Here is a 15,558-nt window from a genome sequence, read left to right on the forward strand (position 1 = left end):
ATGGTATTAAATGAAATTATTTAACGGATTAATCAAAGTGATAAAATAGTAGGAGAATGTTTAAATGCATTCTGAAGTAAACAATACGAAGTATGATGAAATTTAGTGTAAATATTGTATACAAAAATAATCTTTATTAATAAATTCTGGGGTAATCAATAAAAAACATCTAAAGCCTTAAAAGTCTTAGATGTTTTTTATTGAATATATATTAGAACATTAAATCCATAAATGCTTCTTCTTTAAGTTGAGTTAAAATTTCAGTCGCTTTATCAAATTCCGATTTTTCAACCTGATCAACAAGAGAATTATATAATTCTAATGTGTGTGGAATTCTATTTTTTCTTACATTAAATACATTAGATGACGTTGCTTCTTCAGTAAATCTTTTCCATAGATTATCAAGCATTTCAATGATTAAATTGTTTTGAGAATTTAGTAAGAATGTTTTATAAAACTCTGTCAACGCTCGGTGATAATTGCGGGCATCATCTTGATTGTATGCTTTTTCCATAGAGGCAGTAATTTCTCTAAGTAGTTTTACATTAAATGGAGTACGCTTCCTTTGGGATTTTTCTACACAAAATACAGCAAAGCACCATTGAATTTCAATCATATTTATAATTTCGTGTAAAGTAAAATGAGTATATGTAACAGTCGTTCCATGAAAGTTATTGTGTGATAACAACCCTTCGGATACAAGTCTTCCAAGTGCTCTTCTAATCGGTGTTCTACTCATTTGTAGTTCAGATACAAGTGCAGTTTCCTTCAAATGCATACCAGTTTGATACTCACCTGATAGGATTAAGCTTTTTAATTTTTCATATGCAATTTGTTCTAATGTTTTCTCTTTTGCCATTTTACTCTCCTACCAAAAATGTATTAGCTATTTCAAAAAAGGTCTCCTTATTGAATTCTTTAATTAGTATACAATAAAAATCTAATAGATAAACTTTTGAATAAAATATTTCATTATTTTAATAAAGGAACGTAGGGGGATGAGAATATAAACAGATTAAATATTAACTAAATTCAAGTGGAGCAAAGAGTTTAAATACAAATTTAGGGAATTTAGTTTAAGTTGATTAAATGTATATAATTCATAAAAGTTACTGTAAAGCATTAAAAATGCAATACAGTAACTTTTTTATGTTCTAATAAGACAGGATGTAATTTATTTCCATTAATTAGAATAATTTCCATCCCCATTTCAAATCATAAAATAAAATCAAAATAGGGGAATGGTATGAGAACTTATAAAGATGGTATGAAAAAAGATTCCTCAAATGAAAATTGGATTGATGAATTATCGAAATCAAATGATTTTATTAAATTTAAAACTTCAAGTGATCTTGAGAATGATAGTTACTATAGTATTTATTTTTACCGAACGTTAATTAGATCTGAGATAATGCATGATCAAGTACTTCCATATTTGTCAAAGAATTATACTCTTGAAGATTTGATGTCGCAGCTTCCCGTTCAACAACTTACGATTACTTCAGATAGTTCTAAAATCAAAAGTAAACTGCTAAAAGGCTATACGGCAATTCAGTATGGTGATAATTTAACTGATTGTTTATTGGTTAATATTTCGAATAATGTTTCCAGAACAATTGGTCCTCCTATAATGGAAGCTACTACTTTAGGTCCGCAGGTTGGATTTGTAGAAGATATGGATGTAAACATAAATTTAATTCGAAATAAACTACCAATTTCTGATCTTCATATCGAGGAATTGGTAGTTGGAAAGCTATCAAAAACGAGTGTTGCTGTTATCTATATTAGTGGAATTGCTGATGATGAAAATGTTAATACGGTTACACAGAGGATAAAAGATATTCAATATGATCATATTCCTGATAGTTCTTTTATTTCGTCTATGATCGGGGATAACACGCATTCTATTTTTCCACAATCGATTCCAACTGAAAGACTTGATCGTACAGTCGGAGGTTTAACTGAAGGGAAAATCGCCATTGTTGTGGACGGTTCACCAAATGTTCTTCTTACACCTGCTTTAATTGACGAAACTTTTATATCGATGGAAGACTATTATGTCAATTGGGTGCTTGCAACTTTTTTCCGTTTTCTTAGAATGTTTGGTTTTGCACTATCGATTTTCATAACGCCCTTTTATGTTGCAGTTTTGACCTATCATTATGAGCTTATTCCACCTCGCTTACTTGAATCATTAGTAATATCTAGAGCATCTGTACCATTTCCTCCAATTTTTGAGGTGTTATTTTTAGAAATTACTATTGAGCTAGTAAAGGAAGCTGGACTTCGATTACCATCAAAAATTGGACAAACACTTGGTATTGTTGGTGGTATTGTAATTGGGCAAGCTGTTGTAGAAGCTAAGCTTACGAGTAATATTCTCTTAATCTTAGTAGGACTTGGTACACTTGCATCCTACACATCTGCAATCTATAAATTTAACAATACAATTCGATTTATAAAGTTTCCAGTAATAATAATGGCTCAGCTAATTGGACTTTTAGGGATTTTTATGGGATTTATCTTTTTAATTACGCATTTGCTTCGTTTAACCTCTTTAGGGAGACCATATATTGGATCGTATCCGTTTAGGAAAACGTCATTTAATGATTTGTGGATCAGATTACCATTTGCAAAGCAGAAAAAAAGACCTACGAATTTAAGACCAGCTACACTTTTTCGAGCAACAAATGATATAAAACGTCCAGGTCCACCGAGTGATTTTGATGAATAAAAAGGGGAGAATTATTAATGGCATCGTATAGAAGACAACAAGTTTCACCGTATCTCCTATTTTTTATTATTACAAGCTCTCAAATAGGGGTAGGTGTTTTAGGATTTCAACGAATCATCGCAAAAGATGCTGGTTATGATGCATGGATTAGTGTCATAATTGCTGGGTTTATTGTTAATATAATTGTATGGTTTATGTATAAATTATTAATGAATGCGAAGGGGGACATTATTGATGCTCATAAGCAATTTTTTGGTAATATAGTTGGTTCAGCTTTAAGTTTACTTATTCTAATCTATTATGTAATATTAAGTATCTCTGTTTTAAGATTATATATTGAAATCGTTCAAGTTTGGATGTTTCCGTCTATATCAACGTGGCTATTATCGTCTATCATTTTATTATTATGCTATTACATCGTATCAGGTGGGTTTCGTGTAGTAGTTGGAATTGCATTTCTATCTGGAATCTTTACGGCATTGCTTTATGCTTTGCTATTTCATTTGCCACATAAATATATACATATGGATAATATTTTACCTATCCTTGATCATTCGTTTAAAGATTTGTTATTGTCTGCAAAAAATTCAATCTATACAATGGCGGGATTTGAAATATTACTTATGGTTTTTCCATTTATTCGGAATGGAAATGCTTCTCAAAAGTTTGCTCAATGGGGAACCGCTTTTTCAACTTTAGTCTTCACTTTATCGGCTTTTACAACATTTTTACTTTTAAGTGAAAAACAAATTGAACATGTAATCTGGGCGAGAATCTATATAGCCAAATTAATTCATTTTCCATTTTTAGAAAGATTTGAATATATACTAATTTCCAGTTTTTTAATTAAGGTTATTTCAATTTTAGCTCTATTATTATGGAGCTCAAGTAGAGGCTTAAAATTAATTTTTAAATGGAAGCAAAAGTATACATTAATATTGATTAGTGTAATTAGCTTTATCGTTTGTCAATTACTTGAAACTCGATATCAAATTAATGCATTTGCAGATTATACCAGTAAAATTTCTCTATACATTTTTTATGTTTATATACCACTCTTTTCAATCATTTTTATGATAACGAAGTCTAGGAAAGCAAAATGAAAAAATATCTTCTATTTTTTATTATTTGTATTGCATTATCTTTAAATGGATGTGCACTTGTTCCGTCTGCGAATGTTAATGAACTAAATATTATTGAAGCAGCTGGGTTCGACCTTCCAAAACCGAAACAACTGAAAGGGACTGTTGTTTTCCCTGTGTTTCGACCATCTGGACAGATCGAATTTAAAGTGTCTTCTGCAAATGGAGAATCAATAAAAAAAGTAAGGGAAAGATTAGATAGTCAAATGAGGTATCGGCTAATGGCAGGTCAGATGCGGGTTGTAACATTTAGTATGGACTTAGCCAAAAAAGGTTTTTTTCGCATTGTTGATACGTTTAATCGGGACCCGGCCGTAGGGAATATCATACAATTAGCTATAGTTGATGGTGAAACAAGTGATTTACTTTCATTAAAACAATATAAAGATGAAAACATAGCTTTATATCTTTACGATCTCCTTGTACACAATTCAGAGACTGGACCTTTTCCCTACACCGATTTCTCAACGTTTGTCTATCAATATTTTGAAGTAGGGCAGGATCCGTATTTACCGGTATTAAAAATAGTGAATGACAAGATTAAATTAAATGGCATTGCAACTTTCAAAAGAGATAAACTCATAACAATTATTCCATGGAAATATGCTTTCATTTTTAAAGGGATGAAAGAAAATTATAAACAAGGTTTACATCAGTTCAAAATTGATGGAGATTATGTAGCAATCGATAATATAAAATCTAAAAGTAAATATGATATCAAAATAAAAAAAGGAAAACCAGAGTTTATAGTTCATTTGAAGATGAATGCTAGAATTCAAGAATATACTGGTGATAAACCAATCGTATTTCCAAAGCATATTAAAGAAATAAGAAAAGCAATTGAGAGGGATATTGAAAAAAATGCACAGGAGCTTATTTCACTCCTTCAAAAAAATAATGTAGATCCAATTGGTTTCGGCTCAAAATTAGAAGCACATCAAAGGGACTTTGATGGGAAAAAATGGAGGAAACAGTATTCTAGTGCAAAAATTAAAGTAAAGGTTAATTTAGATATACTTCATACTGGAATCGTTGAATAGTCTTTAGCATGAAGGCACAAAAAGGACTATTAAAAAGTAAATATAATTAAAAAGGGGACGTCTGGAGGTCATATGTTGACTGAAAGACGCCTATTTTTTATATCGTCCATATTCAAAAAAGCGTATGTAAATTGTATACAAAATGTGTTTTGAGTATGTTAATATAATATTGCGGAAAAATAAACTATATTAATAAAGCAAAAATGAATTGCGAAAAAGTCTAACATTTTCAAAAAAATTCATATTTATTTTAAGGTAATTCCTGGAGGGATTATGCTTTTTAAAAATATTTTTATAACCCTTACAATCATCATTAGTTTTTTCTATTTAACATCCTCCATCTTATGGGGAGAAGCAAGAAAAAGGTTTGCAGGAAAATCGATATTACAAGAATTTTTTATCGGTGTTCTATTAAGTGTATTAACGATTTTATTAATTAATTTCCCGATTGTCACAGATCTTGGAATGAATATTCAAATTAAAACGCTAGGAATGGAAATTGCAGCAATCTTTTTTGGTAATATTACTTTAGTTACAATTTTTTTCTTCGATATTATTGGGTTTTATTTTATAAATGGATTTAACTTTATTTACCTAATAGATGCGGCATTGCTATTGTTTATCTTATTTTTTGGTTTCTTTATGAATTATCAAAAATGGGATGAAAAGAAAAGTATTCTAATTTTGACTCCTTTGATCATTTTGATTAAATGTTTTGGTTTTTATTTAATCGATAAATGGATGCTAAGACCTATTGGTGACATTGTAGTAGGAAGGTTATTCCAAACGATTGGATATTGGATCTTAATGTTTATTCCAGCATTATTATTAAGTTACTTTATAGCCTATCAAACACGTAATACAGAAATAAAGTTAAAGAAAATGGAAAATCGCAAATGTTGACAGTCTAACCGGACTATATAACCGTAGATACTTTGAAAAACAACTTTTAAATGGATGTTCCAAATCCTATGAAACATCAATACCAATGACATTATTAATGATTGACGTGGATTATTTTAAAAAATATAACGATTTATATGGTCACCCAAAAGGTGATGAATGCCTAAGAAAAGTAGCAACAAGTTTGCAATTAGAGACGACTAGCTCATCAGGTATTGTTGCACGGTATGGAGGAGAGGAATTCTCAATTCTGTTACCGAAAGCTGATCTGAATGATGCAATTAAAATAGGTAATCGATTATGTAAAAATATAAAAAAATTAAAGATTGAACATGAGCAATCTGAGAAAAAAATGGTTACATTGAGTATTGGTGTAGCATCATTGATTGCTGAAACTGAACAAGATTACTTAAAATTAGTTAAGCAAGCTGATCAGGCATTATACAAGTCGAAGCATAATGGAAGAGATCAAGTGAGTTGCTAAAATATGGAATATTGTTAAATGAAAAAACATCTATTAATCACTTTTGAAAAAGGTGATTTAAGATGTTTTTTATTTATTTTGCTGCTTTATTTTATTAGTGGATTTAAATTAAAATGGTTCAATGCTTCGTTGACTAAATCGATATCATAAATGTTCTTCTCTAAGAAAAATCTTATTACTAAATCATTTGAATCGCTGTCTGATAATGTATAGCCAGCAGAACTTAAGAGTTCGCTGGTTTCAATTTTATCTAGTTCAAGTGCTAGTGATAAAGCAATTATTGTATTTTTCTTTGGATGGTAATTAGGAATGGAGCGGATTTTTGAAAAGTGTTTTCGGTCAATTCCCGCCTTTTTATAGATTAATGGGTCACTGACATTTTTTTTATCAATAAAGTTAAATAAGAGCTCTCTAAATGTTGGTTTCAGTTTATTTTTAATAAATGCTTCAATCTCTAAATTTTCTAAAGGCTCAGCAGCATACATTTCATTCTTACTAAAATGTAATTCTTCTATTTTTACTTCATCTAAATGGCGTTTTACATATATTTGTAATTCAATCAAGAATTCTTGGCTAAGCATTTTTAAAATCCCCCTTTCAAAATGTCTCTTTCAAGGCGACCTATCTACTAATTAATTCAGTTACTATTATAACATCAAGAATGAAGGGGCTGGATTAAATGAACAGTAATAAAACAGAAATTATATTTTTAATAGATAGAAGTGGTTCAATGGGTGGACTTGAAAGTGATACGATCGGTGGATTTAACGCCTTTATTAAAAAACAAAGTAGTTTTGATGGAGAAACGAATGTAACTACAGTGCTTTTTGACGATCAATATGAAGTCTTATGGACCGGGATTAATGCACATGAAGTAAAATTAACGGATAAAGAGTATTTTGTAAGAGGCACTACTGCACTTTTAGATGCAGTAGGTAAAACCATCTTAAATGTAGGCAACAGATTGTCTTTATGTAACGAGATGGAAAGACCTGGTAAAGTCATTTTTGTTATTACTACTGATGGGTTAGAGAATGCGAGTGTTGAATTTACGTATAGTAAAGTGAAGCATCTTATCCATCACCAACAAGAAAAGTATAAATGGGAATTTATTTTTATGGGAGCAAATATGGATGTAGCAAAAGAAGCAAGTAGCCTAGGAATTTTAAAAGAAAATGCTTATACTTTTGAATCTTCTAATGAGGGTGTTGATCATATGTATAGTGTAATATGCGAAGCAGTGTCAGAAAAAAGGATATAATTTTGATTCAAATCTAGTAAGCCCTTTTGACTTACTAGATTTTTTTATTGTAAATAAAAATTCTTTAATGATAAAAAAGAAGTTAGAATAATAATGTTAGAATAGGGACATAAAACATATTTAGAGGAGAGATGTACATATGAAACAGCAAAGCTTAGATCATCACGTTAGATATCATCCAGTTTTCCACTTTTTTGGAGCACCATTAGCGTTAATCACGATCATTGGTTCAATCGTTAACTTATGCAGCGCGATAAAAAATAGCGATCATATTTGGTTAGCAGTATTTATTTTAGTCACTTCGCTTTTATTAGTTGTTTCGTTTTTGTTAACAAGACTTTATTCCAACAAAGTGCAAGACCGTGTCATTCGAATGGAAGAAAATTTTCGTCATTTTACGCTAACTGGTAAACCGTTAAATCCTCAATTAACAATGGGGCAAATCATTGCATTACGATTTTCAAGTGATGAGGAATTTGTAGCGTTAAGTGAAAGAGCGGTAAATGAAGGACTGAGTTCGAAAGAGATTAAACAAAATATTAAAAATTGGCGTGCGGATGAGTATCGCGTTTAATTTTAGTTTAAGGACCTTACTTAGTATTGGTCCTTTTTTTATGGGAAAATTTTTGGGAAAAATAAAGATGTCATTGAATTATTTGGAATATATCATTTAATATATGTAATTTTTTCGTCTTATTGTAATATTGATTTCAAAAAATGAATGGTGGAGCTCAGTACCGAATATTACGGGGAATTCAACTTGAAAAGAGGCTGAGGAAGTACCTTTTTTTACCGATAATTCCATAATTTTAGTTATATTACTGTAACAAACATACCATTAAAGTAAATGATTTATCATCTCCCTGTTACTTTTTCCTGGAAAATCTATGTTACGATTAGTGAAAATTAGCAAATGAAGGAACATGGAGGGTAAAAGAAATGCTTAAAAAAATAATGACCATTACAGCAGCTACTGTACTCTCAGTAACTGTAAGTGCTAATGTACAGGCTGCAACGATCACAGTAAAAAAAGGGGATACCCTTTGGGACCTATCACGCACAAATAATACTACTGTAGAAAATACTAAAATGTTAAACGGTTTAACTACAGATCTTATTCATCCTGGTGATGAACTAACCATTGCACCAGAAAAACATTATCTAGTTGAAGAAGGTAATACCTTATGGGATATTGCGAAAAATCATGATACAACAGTTTCACAAATTAAAGAATGGAACAACTTACATACGGATCTCATTCACCCTGGATTAAATCTATTAATCTTTGAAGGCGTAAAAAATACTGTTCGATCTGAAGTTACAAATACAAGTACTGTAACAAAAACAGAAACTACTTCAAATGTGCCGGCAGAAACAGTGTCACCAAAGACTGTAGCTGCACCGAAAGAAGAAGTATCTACACCAAAAGAAAGTGTATCTACTCCAAAAGAAAGTGCACCTGCACCGAAAGAAGATGTATCTAAACCTAAAGAAAGTGCATCTACAACAAAAGTAACGGGCTCAAAAGTAGTTACAGTGGAAGCTACTGCATATACAGCTTCTTGTAAAGGGTGTTCCGGGGTTACTGCTACTGGAATCAACTTAATAAAGAATCCAAATACAAAAGTGATTTCCGTTGATCCAAATGTTATCCCACTTGGCAGTAAAGTGTATGTAGAAGGTTATGGTGAAGCAATCGCTGGAGATACTGGTGGAGCCATTAAAGGAAAACGAATTGATGTCTTTATAGCAAATAAACAAGATGCGATTAATTTTGGAAGAAAACAAGTGAAAGTAACTATCTTAAACTAATCATAAAAAAACACTGAAACGTTACATGTTTCAGTGTTTTTTATGATGCTATTTTTTAGTAGATGACTACCGGCTCATATGTGCTGAGGTTATCAAATACGGTTTTCATTACATCAGGTGGTGTGTTGACGCAACCCCCAGATCCTGCAGTTAGATAGGCATTGCTTGACCAGTTGCTTCGCCAGCTAGCATCGTGGAAACCTTGTCCGCTGTTTGTGAATGGTGCCCAATAATCGACTTTCACTTCATAAGGCCCAAGACCAACATGGGAGCCCTTTAGGATAGATGGAGTCCGTTTATAAAGGATATACCACACACCTTTTGATGTGTCTTCACCGGTAATGTGTTTTCCTGTAACGACACTGGTTGTGACAACCAATTTGCCATTTTTATAAAGCCAAATACGTTGCTCTGCAATCGATACTTCAGCATATGTATCGCCAATGCCATTGTTTGTGGTCGTCTTATAACCATACCCCTCATTATTCCAGCCATTTCCGAAAATATGAGTAGCAGAAATAGATTTTTCTCCTGTTTCAAAAGCCTTCTGAACTAGTGTTGATTCTTTATCGACATCTAATGCCCACCCATAGCCTTCTCCTTTAACTGAAATGACTGATCCTGAATGTGTCTTAAATGTAAAATTTTTATGTAAAGTAGATTGAGAGTTATTTACTTCAGCAATCTTGTTTTTAAGATTACTTGAGTCAATCGTAACTTTCATATCTTTTGACACAGTGGCATTTTGAATTAATTCACTCGCTTTTAAAGAATAAACTTTATCCTGAACCTTGTACTGAACTGTCCGCCCAAGTAGTTCTTGAAGTTTTTTCTTTTCACTTTTCACAATTTGATTGTCTTCTTTGATTGCTTGTATGTATACAGGGTTTAGACGGATTGTACTAGTATATTCTTGTCCCTTATAGTCTTTTAATAGACGATCGACATCATATTGCTCACCGCTAATGCTTTTAGAGACAATAATTTTACCTTGTTTCAATTGAACAGTCGCATCTTTTGGAGCTTTTAAGCTCTTATTAAGAGTGAGAAGCTTATCATTAATCTGTTTTTTCATTGTGTGAATTTGATTTTCATCACGTTTACTCGGCACTAAAGAATAATTTTTTTCTTTTGAAGAAGGAAAAAACGTCCGCTGGCTTTTTACTATTTCTTTTATAGCCGGCAGATCATTTTCCGTAAAGCCCATCTTTGTATCTTTTCCATCCAAAATTTGCAAATCACCCACATAAACGATGTTTTTAAGTTCACTTGTTTTTAATTTTTTTAGTGCTTGCTTTGCGCTCAGTCCACCTATATTTATGCTGTTGATCTTGATTTGAGCATTAAAATGGTTAGCCTGATAGCTGAATGCAATGATGAGTGCGATAATAATAAGGATTCCAACCGTAATGAAATGCCAGGGTAAAGACCGTTTAAATGATCTTCTTTGTCGAATATTATTTCCTTTAATATTTAAAGTGCTTTCCAAAACAATTCCTCCCATAACCAAGTAGTCCATCTATCAATGTTTACTGAAATTCAGATTAGAATATTACAATTATATTACATTATTTAATTATATGTGACTATTCTACAATTTTCTACGGTCGAACTCTGTCACAATTTGTTTAGATGTAGAAATTTTTTCCTTTTTTTATTTTGAACATGCTAAGAGAAAGTATAGATTTAAAAAGTTTAAATTAATTATGTAATGGTTTACTGGAATTCTAATAATATTTTTCTATCTATTATTGAAGAATAAGATTGTTTAATTTACGAATCTATTAATGTATTGAGTAAATAAGACTCTTTATTTATTATTCACTATATTATATTTGTATATCAAGTTTAGCAGAGTGGCTATTTCTTATAGCCTTCAAAAAGCTTTTTAACAGAGACAGAGTTGAAAATAATAGTTTACTAATGTATCATTAATAATAATCAGAATATTCCGTAAAGAAAAGAGGGACATGTAAATGAGTAAACAAATTCCTGAAAAATGGTGGAGTCAACTGAGGGTGCCGGCTATTTCTGCACCTATGTTTTTAGTATCTGGTCCTGAGCTAGTAGAGGCAGCATGTTTAAATGGTGTAATTGGGTCATTTCCAGCACCGAATGCTCGCCCAATTGAGGTACTTGATCAATGGATGGGTCAATTAAATGACCAGCTTGCTTTGGCACGCGCAAATGAGCCGGAGCGTAAAATTGCACCATGGGCAATGAATATGGTCGTTCATAGCTCTTATAGCAGATTACAAGAAGAGCTTGAGCTGTTGAAAAAACATAAGCCTGAACTTGTCATTACTTCATTAGGTTCTCCAAAAGTAGTGGTTGATATTGTACATAGTTATGGCGGACTTGTCTTTTCTGATGTTAGTGATATTAAGTTTGCTAAAAAAGCAGCAGAGGCAGGTGTAGATGGACTAATTTTAGTTTCATCAGGTGCCGGTGGTCATGCTGGAAATTTAAATGGTTTTGCGTTCGTTGATAGTGTTCGTACGTTCTGGGACGGCATTATTGTGTTAGCAGGTGGTATTTCAACTGGTAAAAGTATATTGGCTGCACAAGCTGCGGGCGCTGATTTGGCTTATATGGGAACACGCTTCATTGTTGCGAAGGAAAGCTTAGCAAATGATGAATACCGTCAAATGTTAGTTGATGCAACGCAAGATGATATCGTCCTGACTGATGCATTCTCTGGCGTTAAAGCGAATATGTTAATTCCTAGTATTGTGAAGGCTGGTCTTGACCCTGAAACATTGAAAAAGAAAGATAAAGTCGATTTCGATGGAATGAAAAATGAATCGAATGCAAAGGCTTGGAAAGAAATATGGTCTGCTGGTCATGGTGTTGGGGCAATTACAAAAATCAGTTCAATTGCCGACATTATAGATGAACTGGAAGAAGAGTATAGTGAAGCTGTTAATAAACTAAATAAACATGCAGAGAAATTAAAATCAACTGTAAGTAAATAAATAATAATGTAAGCGTTTTACTTTCATATCGTGAATCTATTGTTTAATTATCATTTTAAGATTATAATTAATTTATTGAGATGGAATCATAGTATGGGAGATGTTATGACTCTATCAATTTAGTAAACAAAAAAATGGATTGGTATGTTAGTACGATTTGCTAATAAACTATTCCACCATGAAAACATTGAACCTATTTATCGGGTATGTGTATTTCATGGTGGATTTTTTTATGTGAAAAAGGGGAGGAAAACCGTGAAAAATAACATGGTTACAATCACGCTTGACGGGAAAGAAGTAATCGCAAAGCAAGGTTCTACAATCTTACAAATCATCAATCAAAATGAAATTAGTCATCCACAAATTTGTTATGTTCCTGAAGTCGATCCAATTCAAACTTGTGATACTTGTATTGTAGAAATTAATGGTGAGCTAAAGCGCTCATGTTCAACTGTAGCAATGAGCGGAATGAATATTCAATTGACTTCACCTAAAGCGAAGGAAGCTCAAACTGAAGCAATGGATCGTTTATTAGAAAATCATTTATTATATTGCACAGTTTGTGATAATAACAATGGAAATTGTAAGCTACATAATACAGTTGAAGAAATGGGCATTGAACACCAAAAGTATCCTTATCAGCCAAAGGGTGCTTCTTGTGAAGTAGACTTGACACATCCTTTTTATCGATATGATCCAAATCAATGTATTGCGTGTGGACAGTGTGTGGAAGTATGTCAAAATCTTCAAGTAAATGAGACATTATCAATTGATTGGGAAGCTGAGCGTCCACGTGTTATTTGGGATAAGGGTGTTTCGATTAATGATTCTTCATGTGTAAGTTGTGGACAATGTGTAACAATTTGTCCTTGTAATGCATTAATGGAAAAATCAATGCTTGGTGAAGCTGGTTTTATGACTGGATTAAACGACGAGTTACTTGATCCGATGATCGATTTAGTAAAAAAAGTAGAGCCTGGATATAGTGGTATTTTCGCAGTTTCAGAAGTTGAGGCAGCAATGCGAGAAACACGAACGAAAAAGACAAAAACGGTTTGTACATTCTGTGGTGTTGGTTGTACATTCGAGGTTTGGACGAAGGATCGAAAAATCTTAAAAGTTCAACCAAGCTCTGATGCACCAGTCAATGCTATTTCGACTTGTGTAAAAGGTAAATTTGGTTGGGATTTTGTAAATTCCAAAGAACGAATTACAAAGCCATTAATTCGAAAAAATGGCGTATTTGTTGAAGCGAGCTGGGATGAAGCCCTTGATTTAGTTGCAAGTAAACTTGGTTCCATTAAACAAGAATATGGTAAAGGCTCTGTAGGATTTATCTCCTCTTCGAAAATTACAAATGAAGAAAACTATTTAATTCAGAAGTTAGCACGACAAGTATTTGAAACAAATAATGTTGATAATTGCTCACGTTACTGTCAATCTCCAGCAACAGATGGATTATTCCGCACAGTTGGTATGGGTGGAGATGCAGGAACGATAAAGGATATCGCAAAAGCTGGACTAGTTATAATCGTCGGTGCGAATCCAGCAGAAGGTCATCCTGTACTTGCGACAAGAGTTAAGCGAGCACATAAACTACATGGACAAAAACTAATTGTTGCCGATCTTCGTAAAAATGAAATGGCAGAACGCTCTGACATCTTTATTAGACCAAAGCAAGGTACAGACCAAGTATGGTTGATGGCTGTAACCAAATATATAATTGACCAAGGCTGGCATGACTTAAAATTCATCTATGAAAATGTCCATTTCTTTGAGGATTTTAAAGCTGTTCTTGAGAAATATACACTTGAATATGCCGAAAGTGTAACTGGAATTTCAAAGGAAACGTTAATTCAAATAGCTGAAATGATTCATGAAGCAGATGGAACTTGTATTTTATGGGGCATGGGCGTTACACAAAACACTGGTGGCTCTGATACATCTGCTGCGATTTCGAACTTATTACTTGCTACAGGAAACTATAGACGCCCTGGTGCTGGCGCTTATCCGCTTCGTGGTCACAATAATGTACAAGGTGCATGTGATATGGGTACTCTACCTGGCTGGCTTCCTGGTTACCAACATGTAACGGATGACGCGGCTCGCATGAAGTTTGAAAAAGCGTGGGGCGTTGAAATCGGAGGGAAACCTGGTTTAGACAATATCCAAATGCTTCAATCAATCGAAAAAGGTGAAATGAAAGCTATGTACTTAGTTGGTGAAGATATGGCGCTTGTCGATTGTAATGCAAACCACGTAGATGAAGTTTTATCAGATTTGGACTTCTTTGTCGTACAAGATCTCTTCTTCTCAAAAACAGCGCAATATGCAGATGTTATTTTACCTGCTGCGCCATCACTTGAAAAAGAAGGAACATTTACAAATACTGAGCGTCGAGTACAAAGATTATATCAAGCATTACCAACTCTTGGTGAATCGAAGGCTGACTGGTGGATTGTCCAAGAAATTGCAAACCGATTAGGTGCAAACTGGAAGTATCAACATCCAGGTGAAATATTCGCTGAGATGGCAAGTTTAGCGCCACTATTCTCACAAGCTAGCTACGAAGTGATGGAAGGCTGGGATAGTTTCCTTTGGGGAAGCTTAGACGGAGCAAGTACGCCACTGCTTTATGAGGATGGTTTTAATTTCCCAGATAAAAAAGCAAGATTTGCTTTAGCTGATTGGTCGGAACCAACTGAGTTTGCAGAAGAGTTTGACCTATTAATTAATAATGGTCGTATGCTTGAGCATTTCCATGAAGGGAATATGACGAATAAATCATACGGTATTCAATTAAAAGTGCCTGGAATTTTTGTGGAAGTGTCACCTGAGCTTGCGAATGAACGTGGCATTAAAGATGGCTCATTAGTTCGATTAGTATCACCTTATGGCGCGCTGAAATTACCAGCACTAGTAACAGACCGGGTACAGAAAAATGAGTTGTTCTTACCGATGAATTCAACAAATAAAGAATCTGCAATTAATTTCTTAACAGGTCCAGCTAAAGATCACCGTACAAATACACCAGCTTATAAACAAACGAAAGTACGGATGGAAGTATTACGTGTAGAAGGTGAAAGTCCGTTGCCAAAATCGAACCCACGTAATAAAAAGCGAAATCCTCAAAATGGAGTTGAGGTACAGCGCAAATGGGAACGAGAAGGATACGTCCACTTAACGACAAAATAAAGGGGAATAAAA

Annotated in this window: 13 protein-coding genes; 10 read left to right on the plus strand and 3 right to left on the minus strand. The window is 33.1% G+C overall.

Going from position 1 to position 15,558, the window contains the following annotated elements:
- Positions 1-211: 211 nt before the first annotated feature.
- The gene (locus EP747_RS02210) at positions 212-859 is read right to left on the minus strand and encodes a GntR family transcriptional regulator (protein WP_129688339.1); all 648 of its coding nucleotides are present in this window, start codon (positions 857-859) and stop codon (positions 212-214) included.
- Between the two features lie 387 nt (positions 860-1,246).
- Here EP747_RS02210 and EP747_RS02215 point away from each other — a divergent pair, with 387 nt between their 5' ends.
- From EP747_RS02215 to EP747_RS02235, 5 genes are all read left to right on the plus strand, one after another.
- Entirely contained in the window at positions 1,247-2,734 is a 1,488-nt protein-coding gene (locus tag EP747_RS02215) for a spore germination protein (protein ID WP_129688340.1), read from the plus strand.
- 17 nt (positions 2,735-2,751) lie between these two features.
- The gene (locus tag EP747_RS02220; protein ID WP_129688341.1) at positions 2,752-3,837 is read left to right on the plus strand and encodes a GerAB/ArcD/ProY family transporter; all 1,086 of its coding nucleotides are present in this window, start codon (positions 2,752-2,754) and stop codon (positions 3,835-3,837) included.
- Positions 3,834-4,916, plus strand: a complete 1,083-nt coding sequence (locus tag EP747_RS02225) for a Ger(x)C family spore germination protein (protein WP_129688342.1) — start codon at positions 3,834-3,836, stop codon at positions 4,914-4,916. Before EP747_RS02220 ends, EP747_RS02225 begins: the two co-directional genes overlap by 4 nt.
- Before the next feature lie 273 nt (positions 4,917-5,189).
- Positions 5,190-5,819, plus strand: a complete 630-nt coding sequence (locus EP747_RS02230) for a hypothetical protein (RefSeq protein WP_129688343.1) — start codon at positions 5,190-5,192, stop codon at positions 5,817-5,819.
- The gene (locus EP747_RS02235; protein WP_129688344.1) at positions 5,806-6,303 is read left to right on the plus strand and encodes a GGDEF domain-containing protein; all 498 of its coding nucleotides are present in this window, start codon (positions 5,806-5,808) and stop codon (positions 6,301-6,303) included. The genes EP747_RS02230 and EP747_RS02235 overlap by 14 nt, the downstream gene beginning before the upstream one ends.
- Before the next feature lie 86 nt (positions 6,304-6,389).
- Here EP747_RS02235 and EP747_RS02240 read toward each other — a convergent pair whose 3' ends face one another.
- Positions 6,390-6,884 carry a hypothetical protein gene (locus tag EP747_RS02240; RefSeq protein WP_129688345.1) on the minus strand — a complete coding sequence of 165 codons (495 nt, stop codon included), beginning with the start codon at positions 6,882-6,884 and terminating at the stop codon, positions 6,390-6,392.
- A 98-nt stretch (positions 6,885-6,982) separates the two neighbouring features.
- Between EP747_RS02240 and EP747_RS02245 the strand changes: the two genes are divergently transcribed.
- From EP747_RS02245 to EP747_RS02255, 3 genes are all read left to right on the plus strand, one after another.
- Entirely contained in the window at positions 6,983-7,564 is a 582-nt protein-coding gene (locus tag EP747_RS02245) for a vWA domain-containing protein (protein WP_129688346.1), read from the plus strand.
- A gap of 139 nt (positions 7,565-7,703) precedes the next feature.
- On the plus strand, positions 7,704-8,138 hold the full coding sequence (locus EP747_RS02250; RefSeq protein ID WP_129688347.1) for a DUF6526 family protein: 435 nt from the start codon (positions 7,704-7,706) through the stop codon (positions 8,136-8,138).
- A gap of 365 nt (positions 8,139-8,503) precedes the next feature.
- A complete protein-coding gene (locus EP747_RS02255) occupies positions 8,504-9,376 on the plus strand; it encodes a 3D domain-containing protein (protein ID WP_129688348.1) in 873 nt (290 codons plus the stop codon).
- Positions 9,377-9,431: 55 nt separating this feature from the next.
- Here EP747_RS02255 and EP747_RS02260 read toward each other — a convergent pair whose 3' ends face one another.
- On the minus strand, positions 9,432-10,880 hold the full coding sequence (locus EP747_RS02260) for a L,D-transpeptidase family protein (protein ID WP_129688349.1): 1,449 nt from the start codon (positions 10,878-10,880) through the stop codon (positions 9,432-9,434).
- Positions 10,881-11,352: 472 nt separating this feature from the next.
- Between EP747_RS02260 and EP747_RS02265 the strand changes: the two genes are divergently transcribed.
- On the plus strand, positions 11,353-12,351 hold the full coding sequence (locus EP747_RS02265; protein ID WP_129688350.1) for an NAD(P)H-dependent flavin oxidoreductase: 999 nt from the start codon (positions 11,353-11,355) through the stop codon (positions 12,349-12,351).
- Between the two features lie 267 nt (positions 12,352-12,618).
- The gene (gene fdhF, locus EP747_RS02270; protein ID WP_129688827.1) at positions 12,619-15,546 is read left to right on the plus strand and encodes a formate dehydrogenase subunit alpha; all 2,928 of its coding nucleotides are present in this window, start codon (positions 12,619-12,621) and stop codon (positions 15,544-15,546) included.
- The last annotated feature ends 12 nt before the right edge of the window (positions 15,547-15,558 follow it).

The sequence above is a fragment of the Gottfriedia acidiceleris genome (assembly GCF_004138285.1).
Lineage (GTDB): Bacteria > Bacillota > Bacilli > Bacillales > Bacillaceae_G > Gottfriedia > Gottfriedia acidiceleris_A.

Bases quoted from the DNA above. Each gene is read 5' to 3' on its own strand.
- EP747_RS02215 (WP_129688340.1), top strand. From the start codon at position 1,247: ATGAGAACTTATAAAGATGGTATGAAAAAAGATTCCTCAAATGAAAAT.
- EP747_RS02220 (WP_129688341.1), top strand. From the start codon at position 2,752: ATGGCATCGTATAGAAGACAACAAGTTTCACCGTATCTCCTATTTTTT.
- fdhF (WP_129688827.1), top strand. From the start codon at position 12,619: ATGGTTACAATCACGCTTGACGGGAAAGAAGTAATCGCAAAGCAAGGT.
- EP747_RS02240 (WP_129688345.1), bottom strand. From the start codon at position 6,884: ATGCTTAGCCAAGAATTCTTGATTGAATTACAAATATATGTAAAACGC.
- EP747_RS02225 (WP_129688342.1), top strand. From the start codon at position 3,834: ATGAAAAAATATCTTCTATTTTTTATTATTTGTATTGCATTATCTTTA.
- EP747_RS02245 (WP_129688346.1), top strand. From the start codon at position 6,983: ATGAACAGTAATAAAACAGAAATTATATTTTTAATAGATAGAAGTGGT.
- EP747_RS02250 (WP_129688347.1), top strand. From the start codon at position 7,704: ATGAAACAGCAAAGCTTAGATCATCACGTTAGATATCATCCAGTTTTC.
- EP747_RS02230 (WP_129688343.1), top strand. From the start codon at position 5,190: ATGCTTTTTAAAAATATTTTTATAACCCTTACAATCATCATTAGTTTT.
- EP747_RS02260 (WP_129688349.1), bottom strand. From the start codon at position 10,880: ATGGGAGGAATTGTTTTGGAAAGCACTTTAAATATTAAAGGAAATAAT.
- EP747_RS02210 (WP_129688339.1), bottom strand. From the start codon at position 859: ATGGCAAAAGAGAAAACATTAGAACAAATTGCATATGAAAAATTAAAA.
- EP747_RS02255 (WP_129688348.1), top strand. From the start codon at position 8,504: ATGCTTAAAAAAATAATGACCATTACAGCAGCTACTGTACTCTCAGTA.
- EP747_RS02265 (WP_129688350.1), top strand. From the start codon at position 11,353: ATGAGTAAACAAATTCCTGAAAAATGGTGGAGTCAACTGAGGGTGCCG.